14 protein-coding genes and 1 riboswitch are annotated in these 15,215 nt (G+C 64.4%); of the genes, 13 read left to right on the forward strand and 1 reads right to left on the reverse strand.

Annotation, left to right across the window (positions count from 1 at the left end; all coding sequences use genetic code 11):
• Positions 1 to 22: 22 nt before the first annotated feature.
• The 8 genes from ybeY to RBB42_RS25140 all read left to right on the forward strand — a co-directional run bounded on the left by ybeY (position 23) and on the right by RBB42_RS25140 (position 7,078).
• Positions 23 to 544: an rRNA maturation RNase YbeY gene (gene ybeY / locus RBB42_RS25105; protein ID WP_305970761.1), complete on the forward strand. Its 522-nt coding sequence runs from the start codon at positions 23 to 25 to the stop codon at positions 542 to 544.
• 14 nt (positions 545 to 558) lie between these two features.
• A complete protein-coding gene (locus tag RBB42_RS25110) occupies positions 559 to 1,524 on the forward strand; it encodes a hemolysin family protein (RefSeq protein ID WP_305970760.1) in 966 nt (321 codons plus the stop codon).
• On the forward strand, positions 1,517 to 3,061 hold the full coding sequence (gene lnt / locus RBB42_RS25115; protein WP_305970759.1) for an apolipoprotein N-acyltransferase: 1,545 nt from the start codon (positions 1,517 to 1,519) through the stop codon (positions 3,059 to 3,061). Before RBB42_RS25110 ends, lnt begins: the two co-directional genes overlap by 8 nt.
• Positions 3,062 to 3,100: 39 nt before the next feature.
• Positions 3,101 to 3,147, forward strand: a riboswitch (SAM-SAH riboswitch).
• 7 nt (positions 3,148 to 3,154) lie between these two features.
• The gene (gene metK / locus RBB42_RS25120) at positions 3,155 to 4,333 is read left to right on the forward strand and encodes a methionine adenosyltransferase (RefSeq protein ID WP_305970758.1); all 1,179 of its coding nucleotides are present in this window, start codon (positions 3,155 to 3,157) and stop codon (positions 4,331 to 4,333) included.
• Positions 4,334 to 4,481: 148 nt separating this feature from the next.
• A complete protein-coding gene (locus RBB42_RS25125) occupies positions 4,482 to 5,225 on the forward strand; it encodes a dienelactone hydrolase family protein (RefSeq protein ID WP_305970757.1) in 744 nt (247 codons plus the stop codon).
• The gene (locus RBB42_RS25130) at positions 5,225 to 5,764 is read left to right on the forward strand and encodes a histidine phosphatase family protein (protein ID WP_305970756.1); all 540 of its coding nucleotides are present in this window, start codon (positions 5,225 to 5,227) and stop codon (positions 5,762 to 5,764) included. Before RBB42_RS25125 ends, RBB42_RS25130 begins: the two co-directional genes overlap by 1 nt.
• A gap of 60 nt (positions 5,765 to 5,824) precedes the next feature.
• On the forward strand, positions 5,825 to 6,538 hold the full coding sequence (gene trmB, locus RBB42_RS25135) for a tRNA (guanine(46)-N(7))-methyltransferase TrmB (RefSeq protein ID WP_305970755.1): 714 nt from the start codon (positions 5,825 to 5,827) through the stop codon (positions 6,536 to 6,538).
• A gap of 315 nt (positions 6,539 to 6,853) precedes the next feature.
• Positions 6,854 to 7,078 (forward strand): DDE-type integrase/transposase/recombinase, encoded by a 225-nt coding sequence (locus RBB42_RS25140; protein WP_305970754.1) that lies wholly within the window; start codon positions 6,854 to 6,856, stop codon positions 7,076 to 7,078.
• Between the two features lie 187 nt (positions 7,079 to 7,265).
• Here RBB42_RS25140 and RBB42_RS25145 read toward each other — a convergent pair whose 3' ends face one another.
• Entirely contained in the window at positions 7,266 to 8,231 is a 966-nt protein-coding gene (locus RBB42_RS25145; protein WP_305970753.1) for a LysR substrate-binding domain-containing protein, read from the reverse strand.
• A 196-nt stretch (positions 8,232 to 8,427) separates the two neighbouring features.
• Between RBB42_RS25145 and RBB42_RS25150 the strand changes: the two genes are divergently transcribed.
• From RBB42_RS25150 to RBB42_RS25170, 5 genes are all read left to right on the forward strand, one after another.
• Positions 8,428 to 9,957, forward strand: a complete 1,530-nt coding sequence (locus tag RBB42_RS25150) for an ABC transporter substrate-binding protein (protein WP_305970752.1) — start codon at positions 8,428 to 8,430, stop codon at positions 9,955 to 9,957.
• Between the two features lie 93 nt (positions 9,958 to 10,050).
• A complete protein-coding gene (locus tag RBB42_RS25155; protein ID WP_305970751.1) occupies positions 10,051 to 10,968 on the forward strand; it encodes an ABC transporter permease in 918 nt (305 codons plus the stop codon).
• 1 nt (position 10,969) lies between these two features.
• Positions 10,970 to 11,884 carry an ABC transporter permease gene (locus RBB42_RS25160; RefSeq protein WP_305970750.1) on the forward strand — a complete coding sequence of 305 codons (915 nt, stop codon included), beginning with the start codon at positions 10,970 to 10,972 and terminating at the stop codon, positions 11,882 to 11,884.
• A gap of 32 nt (positions 11,885 to 11,916) precedes the next feature.
• Positions 11,917 to 13,590 carry an ABC transporter ATP-binding protein gene (locus RBB42_RS25165; RefSeq protein WP_305970749.1) on the forward strand — a complete coding sequence of 558 codons (1,674 nt, stop codon included), beginning with the start codon at positions 11,917 to 11,919 and terminating at the stop codon, positions 13,588 to 13,590.
• Positions 13,587 to 15,191, forward strand: coding sequence for a GMC family oxidoreductase (locus tag RBB42_RS25170; protein ID WP_305970748.1), 1,605 nt, complete (start codon positions 13,587 to 13,589; stop codon positions 15,189 to 15,191). Before RBB42_RS25165 ends, RBB42_RS25170 begins: the two co-directional genes overlap by 4 nt.
• Positions 15,192 to 15,215: the final 24 nt, after the last annotated feature.

Consider the following 15,215-nt stretch of genomic DNA (forward strand, 5'->3'; position numbering starts at 1 on the left):
AGAGCCCCGGGCGCTGGACCACATGCTGACCGATACGATTTTCGAGGACGACCGTTGGGAGGCCGCCGGGCTGGCGGCCCTGTCCGAACGCGGGGCGGTGGCGGCCCTGGCGCACCTGGGGCTGGACCCGGCGGAATACGAGATCGCCGTGCTGGGGTGCGACGACGCCCGGATCGCCACGTTGAATGGCGATTTCCGCGACAAGCCCACGGCCACCAACGTGCTGAGCTGGCCCTCCGAGGATCTTGCCGCCGAGGATGCGGGGGGCACGCCCTTTCCGCCCGAGCCCGAGGACGAGGAGCCGCACCACCTGGGCGACATCGCCCTGGCCTGGGAAACCTGCGGGCGGGAAGCCGCCGAGCAGGGTATCGCTTTAGAGCAACATGTCACACACTTGGTTGTTCATGGCGTGTTACATCTATTGGGGTATGACCATATGCGTGACGCGGACGCCACGCTGATGGAACGGCTCGAGGTCGAGATACTTGGAAATCTCGGTCTGCCGAACCCATATGGTGAGGATGATGGCCCCGATGGGGCATGACTGGAACAGGAAAGATGGGCGATAGCGACGACTCGTCTAACGCGGCGCAAAGCGCGCCACTGACGGGAAAAATGAACGGACACGGGCCGCGGCGCAGTTTCTGGCAGCGGTTGTTCGGCCGAGGTGGCGAGGAACCCTCGCCGCACGGCTCTGCGGCCCAGAGCGCGCCACGGGCGCACGACAGGCCGGTTCACGGCATGATCAACCTGCGCCGGATGCGGGTCGAGGACGTGGCCATTCCCAAGGCCGAGATCATCGCCGTGCCCAACACGATCACCAAGGAGGATCTGGTCACCGTGTTCCGCGAAAGCGGCATGACGCGGCTGCCGGTCTACGAGGGGACGCTGGACACGCCGGTGGGCATGGCGCACCTCAAGGATTTCGCCTTGCAGCAGGGGTTCAACGGCACCGGCGGGCGGTTCAACCTGAAACGGATGCTGCGGCCGCTGCTTTTTGTGCCACCCTCGATGCCCATCGGCGTGCTTCTGACCAAGATGCAGACCGAACGCCGGCACATGGCGCTGGTGATCGACGAATACGGCGGGGTCGACGGGCTGGTGACGATCGAGGACCTGATCGAACAGGTCATCGGCGAGATCGAGGACGAGCACGACACCGACGAGGACCAGTTCTGGACCCGTGAAAAGACCGGGTGCTACCTGGTGCAGGCCAAGACCCCGCTGAGCGATTTCGAGGGCGAACTGGGCCTTGCGCTGACCGACCACGACGACATCGACGAGGAAGAGATCGACACGCTGGGCGGGCTGGTCTTCATGCTGGCGGGCCGGGTGCCCGCGCGGGGTGAGGTCGTGCCGCATCCGGCGGGGCTGGACTTCGAGGTAGTCGATGCGGACCCGCGCCGGATCAAGCGGCTGCGGGTGCGTCGGTCGAACGGTTCGCGCGGCGAGGCCGCCGCCACGACCGCGCCAGCGCTGGTGGCCGAGGCGCAACCGGCCAAGGCCGACGCGGGCCATGCCTGACAGGCTTGCGGCCGGTGACGGCCGCACGGTCGCGGGCCCTGTGCCGGGCTGGATGCGGTTGCCGCTGGCGGTGCTGTCCGGCGTCGTCATCGGTCTGGGCCAGCCCCCCTACGACCTGTGGTACCTGGGCTTCGCGGGCTATGTCGCGGCGGTCTGGCTGTTCCTGGTGACGCCGGGCGGGCTGCGGTCGGCGGGCACGGGCTGGGCCGTGGGGCTGGGCTATTTCGGCTTTTCGATGGGCTGGATCGTCGAGCCATTCTTTGTCGATGCGGCGGTGACGGGCTGGATGGCGCCTTTTGCGCTGATCGGCCTTGCCGGCGGTCTGGCGCTGTTCTGGGGATTGGCGTTCCGGCTGGCCTCGCAGGGGCGCCACCCGGTGGTCGCGCTTGTCCTGGCGTGGAGCGTGGCGGAAATGGCGCGCGCCTATGTCCTCACCGGCTTTCCCTGGGCGCTGGTGCCCTATTTCTGGTTGCCGGTGCCGGTGATCCAGTGGGTCTCGGTGGTCGGGCCGCATGGGCTGACGCTGATGACGCTGGCGGCAGCGGCGCTTTGTGCGCTGGCGCTGCGCCCCGGAGGCGCGCGGGCGGGGCTGGCGGGCCTTGTCCTGCTGGCGGTGCTCTTCGGCGGCGGCGTTCTCCTGACCCCTGCCGCGCAGGACCTGGCGGCGCGCCCGGTGGTGCGGCTGGTCCAGCCCAACGCCCCCCAGCACGAGAAATGGGACCCGCAAAAGATCCCCGTCTTCATGCAGCGCAAGCTGGACTTCACCAGCGCCGCACCTGCCGAGAGCGGGGCGGCGCCCGCGCTGATCGTCTGGCCGGAAACCAGCGTGCCCAGCCTGCTGAACCGCGCGGGGCCGACGCTGGACCGGATCACCGAGGCGGCGGGCGATACGCCGGTGCTGCTGGGGATCCAGCGGGCGGACCAGGCGGGCTATTACAATTCGCTGATCGTGCTGGCGCCCGGCGGCGGGGTGCAGGCGCTTTACGACAAGCATCACCTGGTGCCTTTCGGGGAATACATGCCGGCCGCGGCGCTGTTCGCGCGGTGGAACATCGCCGGTCTGGCCGCCCGGGCCGAGGGGGGCTACACGCCCGGACCGGGGCCGCAGGTGATCGACATGGGCCCCCTCGGGAGCGCGCTGCCGTTGATCTGCTACGAGGCCGTCTTTCCGCAGGATGTGAACGGCGCGCCGCTGCGGCCGGACATGCTGATCCAGATCACCAACGATGCCTGGTTCGGCACCTGGTCGGGGCCTTACCAGCACCTGGCCCAGGCCCGTATCCGCGCCATCGAACAGGGGCTGCCGATGCTGCGGGCGGCCAATACTGGGGTCTCGGCTGTGATCGACGGGGCCGGGCGGGTCCTTGCGACCATTCCGCTAGGCGAGGCGGGCTTTGCCGATGCGCCGCTGCCGCCGCCGCTGCGGCACACGTTTTACAGCCGTTCCGGGGATCTGCCCGCGGTATTGCTCATCTTTGTGGCAATTGCATCGCTTTGGGCGGGGCGTCGCCGCCGCAGGACGCCAGAAACCGATTGACCCCGCGCCCTGCGCCGCGTACCCGCATTCGGACAGCAAAACCCGTCACAACGGCTTCCTGGCGTGACGGCGTCATCAATGGAGCACCCCATCATGTCCCGACAGAACTACACTTTCACCTCCGAGTCCGTCTCGGAGGGGCACCCGGACAAGGTCTGCGACCGGATTTCCGACGCGATCCTGGACGCATTCCTGGCCGAAGACCCGCTTGCGCGCGTCGCCTGCGAGACCTTCGCCACCACCAACCGCGTGGTCATCGGGGGCGAGGTGGGCCTGACCGACCAGGACAAGCTGGCCGAATACATGGCCAGCATCCCCGACATCGCCCGTGCCTGCATCAAGGACATCGGCTATGAGCAGGACAAGTTCCACCACGAGACCGTGGAAATCACCAACCTGCTGCACGAACAGTCCGCCCATATCGCGCAGGGCGTGACCGGCCAGCAGGGCGACGAGGGCGCCGGCGACCAGGGCATCATGTTCGGCTATGCCACGGACGAGACCGACGCCTTGATGCCGGCGCCGATCCAGTTCAGCCACGCGATCCTGCGCCGCCTCGCCGAGGTGCGCAAGAACGGCACCGAGCCCAAGCTGGGGCCGGATGCCAAGTCGCAGCTGTCGGTCCGCTACGAGGACGGCAAGCCGGTCGGCGTGACCTCGATCGTGCTGTCGACGCAGCACCTGGACGAAAGCATGTCCAGCGCCGAGGTCCGCGCGCTGGTCGAACCCTACATCCGCGAAACCCTGCCCGAGGGCTGGGTTTCCGATGAGACCGAATGGTGGGTGAACCCGACCGGCAAGTTCGTCATCGGCGGGCCGGACGGCGACGCGGGCCTCACGGGCCGCAAGATCATCGTCGACACCTATGGCGGGGCCGCGCCCCACGGCGGCGGCGCCTTTTCGGGCAAGGATCCGACCAAGGTGGACCGGTCGGCGGCCTATGTCGCCCGCTACCTGGCCAAGAACGTGGTTGCCGCGGGCATGGCGGAACGCTGCACCGTGCAGCTGTCCTATGCCATCGGCGTGGCCAAGCCGCTGTCGATCTACGTCGACACGCACCAGACCGGCCAGATCGAGGCGCGCGCCATCGAGGCGGCGATCCCCAAGGTGATCGACCTGACCCCGCGCGGCATCCGCACCCACCTGGACCTGAACAAGCCGATCTATTCGCGCACCGCCGCCTATGGCCATTTCGGCCGTGCCCCCGAGGCGGATGGCGGGTTCTCCTGGGAGCGGACGGACCTGGCCGAGGCGCTGAAGAAGGCGGTCTGACGGGGGCGTCATGCCTCTGCCCGCCTCCCCCCGGGGGGATATACGGGCCAGGACGAAACAGCAGAGGCGCTCCCGTCGCGGGGGCGCCTTTCCTTTTTCCGGGGGCCGCTACCTTTACGGTGTGAATTGTGACCAAGGAGGTTCCGTTATGATCCGCACCGTTTTCGCCGCCGCCGTGATGCTGGCGGGCGCAGCACAGGCCGAGATCCAGGCCGGCTATCACCAATACACCGTGGGTGAGCGAAGCTACGAGGGCTATGTCGCCACCAACACCGCGATCACGCCCAAGGGCACGGTGCTGATCGTGCATGACTGGGACGGGATGACCGCCTACGAGGAACGCCGGGCAGAGATGCTGGCGGCGCTGGGCTATACGGCCTTTGCCATCGACGTCTACGGCGCCGACGAGGACCCCAAGACCGTGGACGAGAACCGGGCCCTGTCGGGGGCGCTTTACGGCGACCGCGAGGAATTCCGCGCACGGCTGATGGGCTCGATCATGGAGGCGGCCAATATCGCCGGGGCGACGGATGACATCGTCATCATGGGTTACTGCTTTGGCGGGGCGGCGGTGCTGGAGGCGGCACGGGCCGGTGCGGACCTTGAGGGATTTGTCAGCTTCCACGGCGGGTTGGGCACGCCCGAGGGGCAGGATTACAGCGCCACCTCTGCGCCGGTCATGCTGTTCCACGGCAGCGCCGACCCGGTGTCGGGCATGGGGGATCTGGCCGCCCTGCTGGACCAGTTGCAGGGCGCGGGTGTCGAACACGGGGCGCAGGTCTTTGGCGGCGCGCGACACAGCTTTACCGTTTACGGGTCGAGCGACTATGACCTGACCGCCGACCAGGGGTCCTGGGAGGGGCTTCTGGGCTTCCTCGACAACCGACTGTGATGCGATTGCTGATCCTCGCCCTCGGCCTTTTGTGGCCGGGGGTGCTGTTGGCCAATGATTGGGACGCGCTGGACCGGCCAGGTGCCTTTGCCCTGATGCGCCATGCGCTGGCGCCCGGCACGGGAGATCCGGCCGGGTTCGTCCTGGATGACTGCGCCACGCAGCGCACCCTCGACGCGCGCGGACGGACGCAGGCGCGGGCCATCGGGGCGGCGTTTCGCGAGCGCGGCGTGCCTTTTGACGCGGTGCTGAGCAGTCAGTGGTGCCGCTGCCTGGAGACCGCCGAGCTGCTGGAACTGGGGGAGGTGACGCCGGCGCCCGCGTTCAATTCCTTTTTTCGCGACTTTGACCGGCGCGGGGCGCGGACCGCTGCGGCGCTGGACCTGCTGGAGGCGCGGGGCGACCGGCCCATCGTCGTCACGCACCAGGTCAACATCAGCGCGCTGACCGGACGGGGCACGCGGTCGGGCGAGGTGTTGGTGGTGCGCCGTAGTGGTGACGCGCTGGAGGTGCTGGGCAGCATCCTGATCGCCCCTTGAGCGGGCATGAGGCCGCAGGAGCCTTGCGCGATCCGCTCGTGGAGGCTAAGCGCCCGGGCCATGACCACGTCAAACAAGCACCCCGGCGCCCCCTGGCGCAATTTCTACGGCCGCGTGAAGGGCAAGACCCTGCGGCCGAAACAGGAAGAGTACCTGCAGGAGGACCTGGACCGGCTGTCGCCCGGTGCGGTCGACTGGGAAGAGAACCCCGACCGGGTGCCCCTGGATCTGGGCGCGCTGTTCGATGGCGCGCCGGTCTGGCTGGAAATCGGGTTCGGCGGTGGCGAGCACATGGTGCACCAGGCGGTCGGAAACCCCGGCGTTGGCATCATCGGGGCCGAGCCTTTCATCAACGGGGTGGCGATGCTGCTGGGCAAGATCCGGGAGGCGGGGGCCGAGAACCTGCGCGTCTATCCCGGTGATGCGCGCAACCTCTTCGACGTGCTGCCCGACCAGTCGATCGCCAAGGCCTTTCTGCTGTACCCGGATCCCTGGCCGAAGAAGAAACACCATCGGCGGCGCTTTGTGACGCAGGAGCACCTGGAGCCGCTGCACCGGGTGCTGAAACCGGGGGCCGAATTCCGCGTGGCCACCGACATTCCCGACTATGTGCGGCAGACGCTGGTCGAGGTGCCGAAGGCCGGGTTCACATGGACCGCCGAGGGACCGCAGGACTGGCGAGAGCCCTGGGATGACTGGCATTCGACCCGTTACGAGCAGAAGGCGCTGCGCGAAGGGCGCGTGCCGCATTACCTGACCTTCCGCAGGCGGTGAGCGGGCAAGGGGCGCTGACCGGCCGTTGTTGGTATTGGGACTGTTGCATTTTGCGGTCCTGTCGCGGGCAATTTTTGTCGGGTGAGGCGCCCGAGGATCCGCCCGACGCCTTTTGGGCAACATCGTTCACGGCCGAGGTCATCCTGTGCGCGGTCCGGGCATTTCGCCGAAATTCGCTGCCTTCTCAGTATACTGCGCCGCGCTGGCCGAGCGTGCAGTCGTTGTTGATCGCTGTGCAGTTTCTCGCCGGGTTCCGAAAATCGGGCCCAAGCAGACCAATGCACCGATAGGAATAGGCGCTGGGTCAGCCTGGCCTTGTATCTTGACGAAGCTTATGTGCCGGTCGGCGGGCAGTGGCGCTATCTGTGGCGCGCCGCTGGAACACATGGCCGATTGATCGATTTTCGGCTGAAGGTCCGGTGCGTTTCCGTGGCTTCCAAAGTTTTTGTGCGCAGTGCCATCCAACGCGCGTTCGGCAGCATCACGCAGGTTGGTGAAAACGACGCAATAACCGAACCGAGAGCGATCATGCCGCGCTGAAACGGTTGCTCGGCTATCGGCAGCGTCTCAGGACATAGCAAACGGGGAAATCAACTCTCTGCAGTATCGAAGTCATCCGAACCACCAAGAAGCAGCACATTTCGAATACGGGCCAAGCATCGCCTGAGAGATCGCGTTGGGGCATCAAGCTTTCGGACTTTCTGCGTGAACAACGGTCAGAATGGCATTACGTTCGGTCGCTCAAGTTTTTGCTACTGTCCCTGCCGATCCGCCCTACCGCCTTCGGGATTCGAAAAGAAGGCGATCGCAAGGACTGCGTATTCAGGATCTCTAGGAGAACCTGCGCGGGTTCGGACAAAGGCTGCGAGGCCGGCAGAACCAGTTTCAGCTCGCAGGGAATGCTTGGCCTGAAAGGGCGGATTTCTATCTCCATGTCCGAATAGGCGTCCGCGGTGAGGAAATCCATGATCGAGACGCCCATGCCACTGGCGACCAGGCTGCAGATCGGACCGGTATAGGTGGAATCGAGGATGACGTTTGGCGTGACGGACGCTTCGTTGAAAGCCTGTAGCAGGCGCTTTCGCATCAGGCTGCTTTCCGAGATCAGAAGCAGCGGTGTTCCGGCGAGATCGGAAGGTGTCACGGCGTCGAGTTCGGCGAGTGGATGCCCTTTGGGCAGCACGGTCACCAGGCTGGTTTCAGGCATTTCTCGGATTTCGACACCTTGGACATCCAGTGGAAGCAGCGCCAGACCGATGTCGAACCTGCCCTTTTCAATATGCTCGACCACCTGGGGGGAGGTCCCGCTGAACAGGTTGATCGAGACATCAGGGCAGCGCGCGTGAAACTCTTTGATGGCCTCGGGCAAGAGGAAATACGAATGGCCGACCGTCGACGCCACCCGCAACCGTTTTCTGCGAAATTCACCCAGGTTGGTCGCAAATTCGACCATCTGTTCAAGCTCGCCATAGCAGCGCTCGACCTCGGCATACAGGGCAAAGGCATCCTTGGTGGGCTCGATCCGCCCGGCATGGCGAATGAAGAGTTTCAACGCGTATTGCTCTTCAAGATCCCGGATCAGGCGGCTCACCGCCGGCTGGGTGACGCCCAGAACCTCTCCGGCCTGTGTCATGTTGCCGGTCTCGATCACGGCGCGGAAGGCCTCGATCTGGCGAATATTGAAGCGGAGCATGGTTTCGGACCCCATCAGGTTTCGTTATGGGCAGATGATATTAAAGAATTTGCTTTATGCCCACCCACGAAGGAAACATTGCGAAACACCGATCCGCCAGTCCGGCGCGGAGGAGTGTTGACAGCCTGGTCTAAGCGGTCGCAGGGAGGCGGCACTTGGCCGACGAAGGGCTGAACCAACAAGGAGGAAACTGTCCATGAACCTGACGAAGCTGGCCCTTTGCGCCGCCCTCATGAGTTCGGTTGCGCTGCCTGGATTGGCGGGCAAGGCAACCGATACGTTGAACTGGGCGACCGACAAGGAAGTCGCAGTTCTTGACCCTTATTTCAGCGTGACGCGCGAGTTGGTGATCATGGGGCACATGGGCTGGGATGGCCTTGTCCTCTACAACAGCGAAACTGGCGAATTCGATCCGTTGCTGGCCACCAGCTGGGAATGGGACGGCAACACCGCGGTGGAATTCGAGCTGCGCGAGGGGGTGGTGTTTCACGACGGCAGCAGTTTCGACGCCGACGACGTGGTTTATACCATCAATTTCCTCGCAAACGCGAAAAACGCGGTGCCAGCACAATCTGTGGTCGGCTGGATGAAAGGCGCCGAAAAGCTGGGCCAGCACCGGGTTCGGCTGGAGCTGAAAGAACCCTTCCCGAACGCTTTCGCCTATCTCTCCAACGAGATCATGATGATGCCCGAAGGGCTCTATGACAACGCGCCGTTGGCCGCCGATGGTACCCGGGACCTTGCGGCTGTCACGCCCGTAGGCACGGGGCCCTACAAGTTGGCCGACGTCAAGCCGGGCGACTTCGTGTTGTGGGAAAAGAACGAAGACTATTTCGAGGGTGGCCCAAAGGGCACGCCTGAAATCGGCAAGATCAACTTCCGTACCATCAAGGAAAACAACACCCAGCTGGCCGAGCTGATGACAGGCGGGCTTGATTGGGCATGGGACGTGCCCAAGGAGCAGGCGCTGCGACTTGAAGAAACCGGCCAGGTGCAGGTGGTCAACGAGAAGACCTTGCGGATCTCCTACATGGCCTTTGATGTCGACGGCAGTTCTGGGCAGGACTATTTCACCGATAAGAAGGTGCGCGCGGCGGTCGCCCATGCCATCAACCGCGAGGCCATCGCCAAGGAGCTGGTAGGCCCGGCGGCCGAAGTGATCCATTCCGCCTGCCACCCCGATCAGTTCGCCTGTACGCAGGATGTGGCGAAATACGAGTATGATCCCGAGAAGGCCAAGGCGCTGCTGGCCGAGGCAGGCTATCCCGACGGGTTCGAGTTCGACCTCTACGGCTATCGCCAGCGCGAGTTCACCGAGGCGGTGATCGGCGACCTGGCCGCCGTGGGCATCAAGGCCAACCTGAACTGGCTGCAGTATCGCTCGCTTCTCGGTCTCGTGCAGGAAGGCAAGACGCCGGTGAACCACATGACATGGGGGTCGAGCTCGATCCCGGACGTGGCCGCGATCACCAGCCATTTCTTTACCGGCAGTTCTGATGATCCGGCCAAGGATCCGCGCACCGCCGAGGCTCTGAGACGCGGCGACACGTCGGTGGACCCCGAAGAGCGCAAGGCGGCCTATGCCGAAGCGCTGGGGATCATTGCCGAAGAGCTCTACTGGCTGCCGATGTTCACCTATGCCAAGTACTACGTGTTCTCCAACGATCTCGACTTCACGCCGACCTCGGACGAGATCCCTCGGCTCTACGAAGCCAAGTGGAAGTGATCTGCGACTGACAGTAAGCAGAGGTATCCCGGGGGCGCACCCCCGGGACATTCCACCCCCGAATGCAATCCAGACTGGCACGAGGCTGACCGAATGTTGGCATTCTTATTTAAACGCGTAGGCGTGGCACTGCTTGTGGCGCTGACCGTTTCGGCGATTACCTTCTCGATGAACTTTCTGACCGGCGATCCCGCTATCGCCCTTGGCGGAGAGAACGCGACCGCGGCGGACCTGAAGGCAATCCGCGAGTTGCATGGCTATGACAAGCCGATCCCGATGCAGTTTCTCACCTGGCTGGGAAATGCGGTGCAGGGCGACCTCGGTCATTCGCACTATCTCAACCAACCGGTGGCCGAAGAGATCTTCTCGCGCCTTCCGACGACCATGACACTGGGGTTCTGTGCCTTGCTCTTTGCGCTGGCCTTGTCGATCCCGCTGGGGGTCTTGGCCGCAATCCGGCCCAACAGCCTGCTTGACCGCGTGGCATTGACCATCGCCGTGGTAGGGCAGGCGATGCCAAGTTTCTGGTTCGCGCTGACAATGATGCTTTGGTTCGCTATCAACTGGCGCATCCTGCCGGTCTCGGGCACCGGAACCTGGGCGCATTTCGTGATGCCCGCCATTGCGCTGGGGTATTACATCACACCCGGCGTCATGCGGCTGACCCGCGCCGGCATGATCGAGGTGCTGCGCTCGGATTACATCCGCACCGCCCGCGCCAAAGGTGTCAGCAAATTCTCCCTTTTGTTCAAGCACGCCCTGCGCAACGCGATCATCCCGGTGGTATCGCTTGCGGCGGTGCAGTTCGGCTTCATGCTCGGCGGGTCGATCGTGATCGAGACGATCTTTGCCATCAACGGGCTGGGCTTCCTGGCCTGGGAGTCGATCCAGCGCGCCGACCTGCCGATGATGCAGGCGATCGTTCTGGTGCTCAGCTTCTTCTACATCGCACTCACCCTCTTTGCCGACGTGCTGAACGCCTGGCTGGACCCACGCATCAGGATCGGATGACATGAGCACTCTGGATCAAGACGCCCCCAAGACCCTCGACGCCGGTACCGTGCATTCGCCCATGCGAATGATGTTGTTCCAAGCCTCGGCGCACCGCGGCCTGATGCTTGGCGGGCTGGTTATCGTGACCATCGTGCTGGTCGCGCTCTTCGCCCCGCTGTTGTCGCCGCATGACCCTTATGAGCAGGTATTGTCGCGCAAGCTGATCCCGCCAGTCTGGTTCGACAGCCCCAAGGCGACCTGGGATCATATCCTGGGCACCGATCACCTGGGCCGCGACATGCTTTCCCGCCTGATGTACGGCGCCAGGATCTCTTTGCTGATCGGCTTCTCCGCCATGCTGATCTCGGGTGTGATCGGTACCGTCCTGGGCATCTGCGCGGGCTATTTCGGCGGCCGCGTCGATATGGTGATCAACTTCATCATTACCACGCGACTTTCGATGCCGGTGGTGCTGGTGGCGCTGGCGGTGGTCAGCATCGTCGGGTCGTCGCTGACCGTGGTTATCTGGGTGCTGGGCCTGCTGATCTGGGATCGCTTTGCTGTGGTCATGCGCTCGGCCACGCAACAGGTGCGGCAGCTGGACTTCGTGGCCTCGGCGCGGTCGCTGGGCAGTTCAACGCCACGAATTCTCTTCGTCGAAGTACTGCCCAACATCTCGAACCACATCATCGTCATCGCGACGTTGGAAATGGCCCATGCCATCCTGCTGGAGGCGGCGCTGTCCTTCCTGGGTCTCGGCGTGCAGCCGCCGGCGCCGAGCTGGGGCCTAATGATCTCTGACGCCAAGGGGCTGATGTTCTTCGATGGCTGGCTGATCGCCGTGCCCGGGACCGCGCTGTTTCTGCTGGTGCTGGCCATCAACCTTGTCGGCGACGGGCTGCGCGACGTCACCGCACCGGAGGACCGCAACTGATGCAAGCGCAGATCCAACACCAAACGGGGGAAATGACCGTGACCGAGACCGCCAAGCCGGTTCTGTCGATCCGCAACCTGACCGTGGCACTGCCGGTGAACATCGAGCGCGCCAACGCGGTCGAGAACCTCAGTTTTGAAGTGCGGCCCAAGGAAATCCTCTGCGTGGTCGGCGAATCCGGATCCGGCAAGTCGATCACCTCGCTGGCGACGATGGGGCTTCTGGCTTCAAGCCTGAAGGTTACCGGAGGCCAGATCGAGTTTGACGGCCGCGATGTCCTGAAGCTGGGCCAGGCAGCGCACAATGCGCTGCGCGGCGACCGCATGGCGATGATCTTCCAGGAGCCGATGACCGCGCTTAACCCGGCCTATACCGTCGGCGACCAGATCGAAGAGGTGTTTCGGGTTCACCGTGACTATGGCGCCGCCGAACGCCGCAAACGCACGCTGCAATTGCTGGAGGAAGTGCGTCTGCCTGATCCCGAACGCTTGTTCGGCTCATATCCGCACCAGCTCTCGGGCGGGCAGCGGCAGCGGATCATGATCGCCATGGCGCTGGCGCTTGAGCCGAAGCTGTTGATCGCCGACGAACCGACAACCGCCCTCGATGTCACAACCCAGGCGCAGATCCTCAAACTTCTCAAGCAGTTGAACGCGCGTCACGACGCGGGGATTATGTTCATCACCCATGATTTTGGTGTGGTTGCCGAGATCGCGGACCGGGTGGTGGTGATGCGCCAGGGCGAGATCGTCGAGCAGGGCACCGCCGACGAAGTTCTGAACAATCCGCAGCACGCCTATACGCGCGCGCTGATTGACGCGGTGCCGCGCCCGGCAGAGCAAGGCCAGGACAGCGTGTCGGACAGCCCGGTGGTGATCGACGTGGAGGGGCTGCGCAAGACCTTTCACACCGCCGGTACGCTGTTCAAGAAGAGCCGCACGGTGCACGCGGTCAAGGATATCTCATTCCAGGTCCGCCGCGGCGAGACGCTTGGCATTGTCGGCGAAAGCGGATCGGGCAAGACCACGCTGGTGCGCTGCCTGATGCGGCTGATCGATCCCGACGCGGGCAAGATCAACATCTCCGGTGTCGATTTCGCCAGCCAGACCTCGTCCGAACTGCGCCGCCATCGCAAGGACATCCAGATCGTCTTTCAGGATCCCTACGGCTCGCTCAACCCGCGCCGCACCATCGGCAGCCAGTTGATCGAAGGCGCAGTGAACTTTGGCGTGCCGCGCAAGGAGGCTTGGGAACGGGTTTACGAGTTGCTGGATATCGTCCGGATGCCGCGCTACTCGGTGCACCGTTATCCAAGCCAGTTTTCCGGCGGCCAGCGTCAGAGGCTCTGCATCGCCCGCGCGCTCGTGGTCAAGCCCAAGGTCCTGATCGCCGACGAGGCGGTGTCGGCGCTTGACGTGTCGATCCAGCGCGAGGTCCTCAAGCTGATCAATGACATCCGCGACCGGATGGGCCTGACGGTGATCTTCATCACCCACGACCTGCGTGTCGCGGCGCAGGTCTGCGACGAAGTGTTGGTGATGAAGCATGGCGAGGTGGTCGAGAGCGGCGGTGTCAGCCGCATTTTCAACGCACCCGAGCACGAATACACCCGCGCGCTGATCGCGGCGCAGCCGGGGCAGGACTGGGAGATCCCCGAGATGGCGGAATATTCCGGCGATGCAGACCGGAATTTGGTGGCCCTATGACCGAAGCCGTTTACGATTTCATCATCATCGGGGCCGGTTCCACCGGTTGCGTGCTGGCCAACCGGTTGAGCGCGCGGCCCGGCCTTAAGGTGCTGCTGCTCGAGGCGGGGCCGAAGGACCGCAACCCGTGGATCCACATTCCCATTGGCTATTACCGGACGATGGACGATGCCAGGATCAACTGGAGCTATCGGACAGATACTGTGCCGCATACCGCCGGACGTGCCTTTGACTGGCCTCGCGGCAAGGTGCTGGGTGGCTGCAGTTCCATCAATGGGCTGGTCTATGCCCGGGGACAGGCCGAGGATTTCGACCATTGGCGTCAACTCGGCAACGTCGGCTGGGCCTTTGAGGACGTGCTGCCCTATTTCCGCCGCGCCGAGGGCGCCTCGATCGGTGATATCGACGAGGAGTTCCACGGCCGGGACGGCCCGCTGGGCGTCAGCCGGGCCAGCGCCAACCCGCTCTGTGACGCCTATATCGCGGCGGCCGCTGAGGCCGGTATTCCGACCAATCCCGATTACAATGGCCGCACCCAGGAGGGCGCCGGTTATTTCCAGGTGACCACGCGCAACGGCTGGCGCAGCAGCGCCGCCACCGCCTATCTCAAACCGGCCCGCAAACGCGCCAACCTGCATGTGCAGACCGACACGATGGTGCGCCGTCTAATCGTCGAGGGTACCCGCGTCACCGGCGTCGAGATCGAGCGCGGCGGCAAGGTCGAGGTGCTCAAAGCGGGGCGCGAGGTGCTGCTGGCGGCGGGCGCCATCAACTCGCCGCAGGTCCTGCAACTGTCGGGGATCGGCGACGGCGATCGGCTGCGCGAGACAGGCGTCAATGTCGTACACGACCTGCCGCAGGTGGGCGAAAACCTTCAAGACCATTACACCTGTCGTAGCACCTATCGTTGCGCCCAGCCGGTAACCGTCAATGACGAGGTCAAAAGCTGGCCGCGCAAGGTGGCCTCGGCGCTGCGCTGGCTCAAGGACCGCTCGGGTCCGCTGTCGCTCTCGGCCGGGCAGGTCGGGGTCTTTGCCAAGACCCGGCCTGATCTGGCGACGCCGGACGTGCAGTTCCACTTTCTGCGCTACAGCGCGCAGAAACGTGGTCGCCAGCTCGATCCGTTTTCCGGGTTCACCGTAACCATGTGCCAGTTGCGCCCTGAAAGCCGCGGGCATGTGCGGATCACGACGCCGGACCACCGGCAGAAACCCGCGATCCAGCCCAATTATCTCGATACCAGTACCGACCGGGACACGATGGTGGCTGGCATGAAGCTGGTACGCCGCGTGGCGGCCCAGCCCGCGCTGTCGGATTACATCAGCGCAGAGATGCTGCCGGGACGCGAGGTTCAGGACGATGCGGCGCTGCTCGATTATGTTCGCGCCAACGGGTCGTCGATCTTCCACCCCAGTTCCACTTGCCGCATGGGCATCGACGCAGGGGCCGTGGTCGATCCCAGGCTGCGGGTTCATGGGCTGACGGGGCTTCGCGTCGCCGACGCCTCGATCATGCCGACATTGGTCTCGGCCAATACCAATGCTGCCTGCATCATGATCGGCGAAAAGGCCGCAGACATGATCCTCGAGGATATCGCCTGACATGACACTGATACGAAAAAGACG

This window comes from Mameliella sp. MMSF_3455, assembly GCF_030733205.1.
Taxonomy (GTDB): domain Bacteria; phylum Pseudomonadota; class Alphaproteobacteria; order Rhodobacterales; family Rhodobacteraceae; genus Antarctobacter.

Excerpts from the sequence above, each read along its gene's own strand:
- RBB42_RS25130 (WP_305970756.1), top strand. The coding sequence starts at position 5,225 with ATGCGATTGCTGATCCTCGCCCTCGGCCTTTTGTGGCCGGGGGTGCTG.
- RBB42_RS25145 (WP_305970753.1), bottom strand. The coding sequence starts at position 8,231 with ATGCTCCGCTTCAATATTCGCCAGATCGAGGCCTTCCGCGCCGTGATC.
- RBB42_RS25110 (WP_305970760.1), top strand. The coding sequence starts at position 559 with ATGGGCGATAGCGACGACTCGTCTAACGCGGCGCAAAGCGCGCCACTG.
- ybeY (WP_305970761.1), top strand. The coding sequence starts at position 23 with ATGCTGACCGATACGATTTTCGAGGACGACCGTTGGGAGGCCGCCGGG.
- lnt (WP_305970759.1), top strand. The coding sequence starts at position 1,517 with ATGCCTGACAGGCTTGCGGCCGGTGACGGCCGCACGGTCGCGGGCCCT.
- trmB (WP_305970755.1), top strand. The coding sequence starts at position 5,825 with ATGACCACGTCAAACAAGCACCCCGGCGCCCCCTGGCGCAATTTCTAC.
- RBB42_RS25125 (WP_305970757.1), top strand. The coding sequence starts at position 4,482 with ATGATCCGCACCGTTTTCGCCGCCGCCGTGATGCTGGCGGGCGCAGCA.
- RBB42_RS25155 (WP_305970751.1), top strand. The coding sequence starts at position 10,051 with ATGTTGGCATTCTTATTTAAACGCGTAGGCGTGGCACTGCTTGTGGCG.
- metK (WP_305970758.1), top strand. The coding sequence starts at position 3,155 with ATGTCCCGACAGAACTACACTTTCACCTCCGAGTCCGTCTCGGAGGGG.
- RBB42_RS25165 (WP_305970749.1), top strand. The coding sequence starts at position 11,917 with ATGACCGTGACCGAGACCGCCAAGCCGGTTCTGTCGATCCGCAACCTG.
- RBB42_RS25170 (WP_305970748.1), top strand. The coding sequence starts at position 13,587 with ATGACCGAAGCCGTTTACGATTTCATCATCATCGGGGCCGGTTCCACC.
- RBB42_RS25150 (WP_305970752.1), top strand. The coding sequence starts at position 8,428 with ATGAACCTGACGAAGCTGGCCCTTTGCGCCGCCCTCATGAGTTCGGTT.
- RBB42_RS25160 (WP_305970750.1), top strand. The coding sequence starts at position 10,970 with ATGAGCACTCTGGATCAAGACGCCCCCAAGACCCTCGACGCCGGTACC.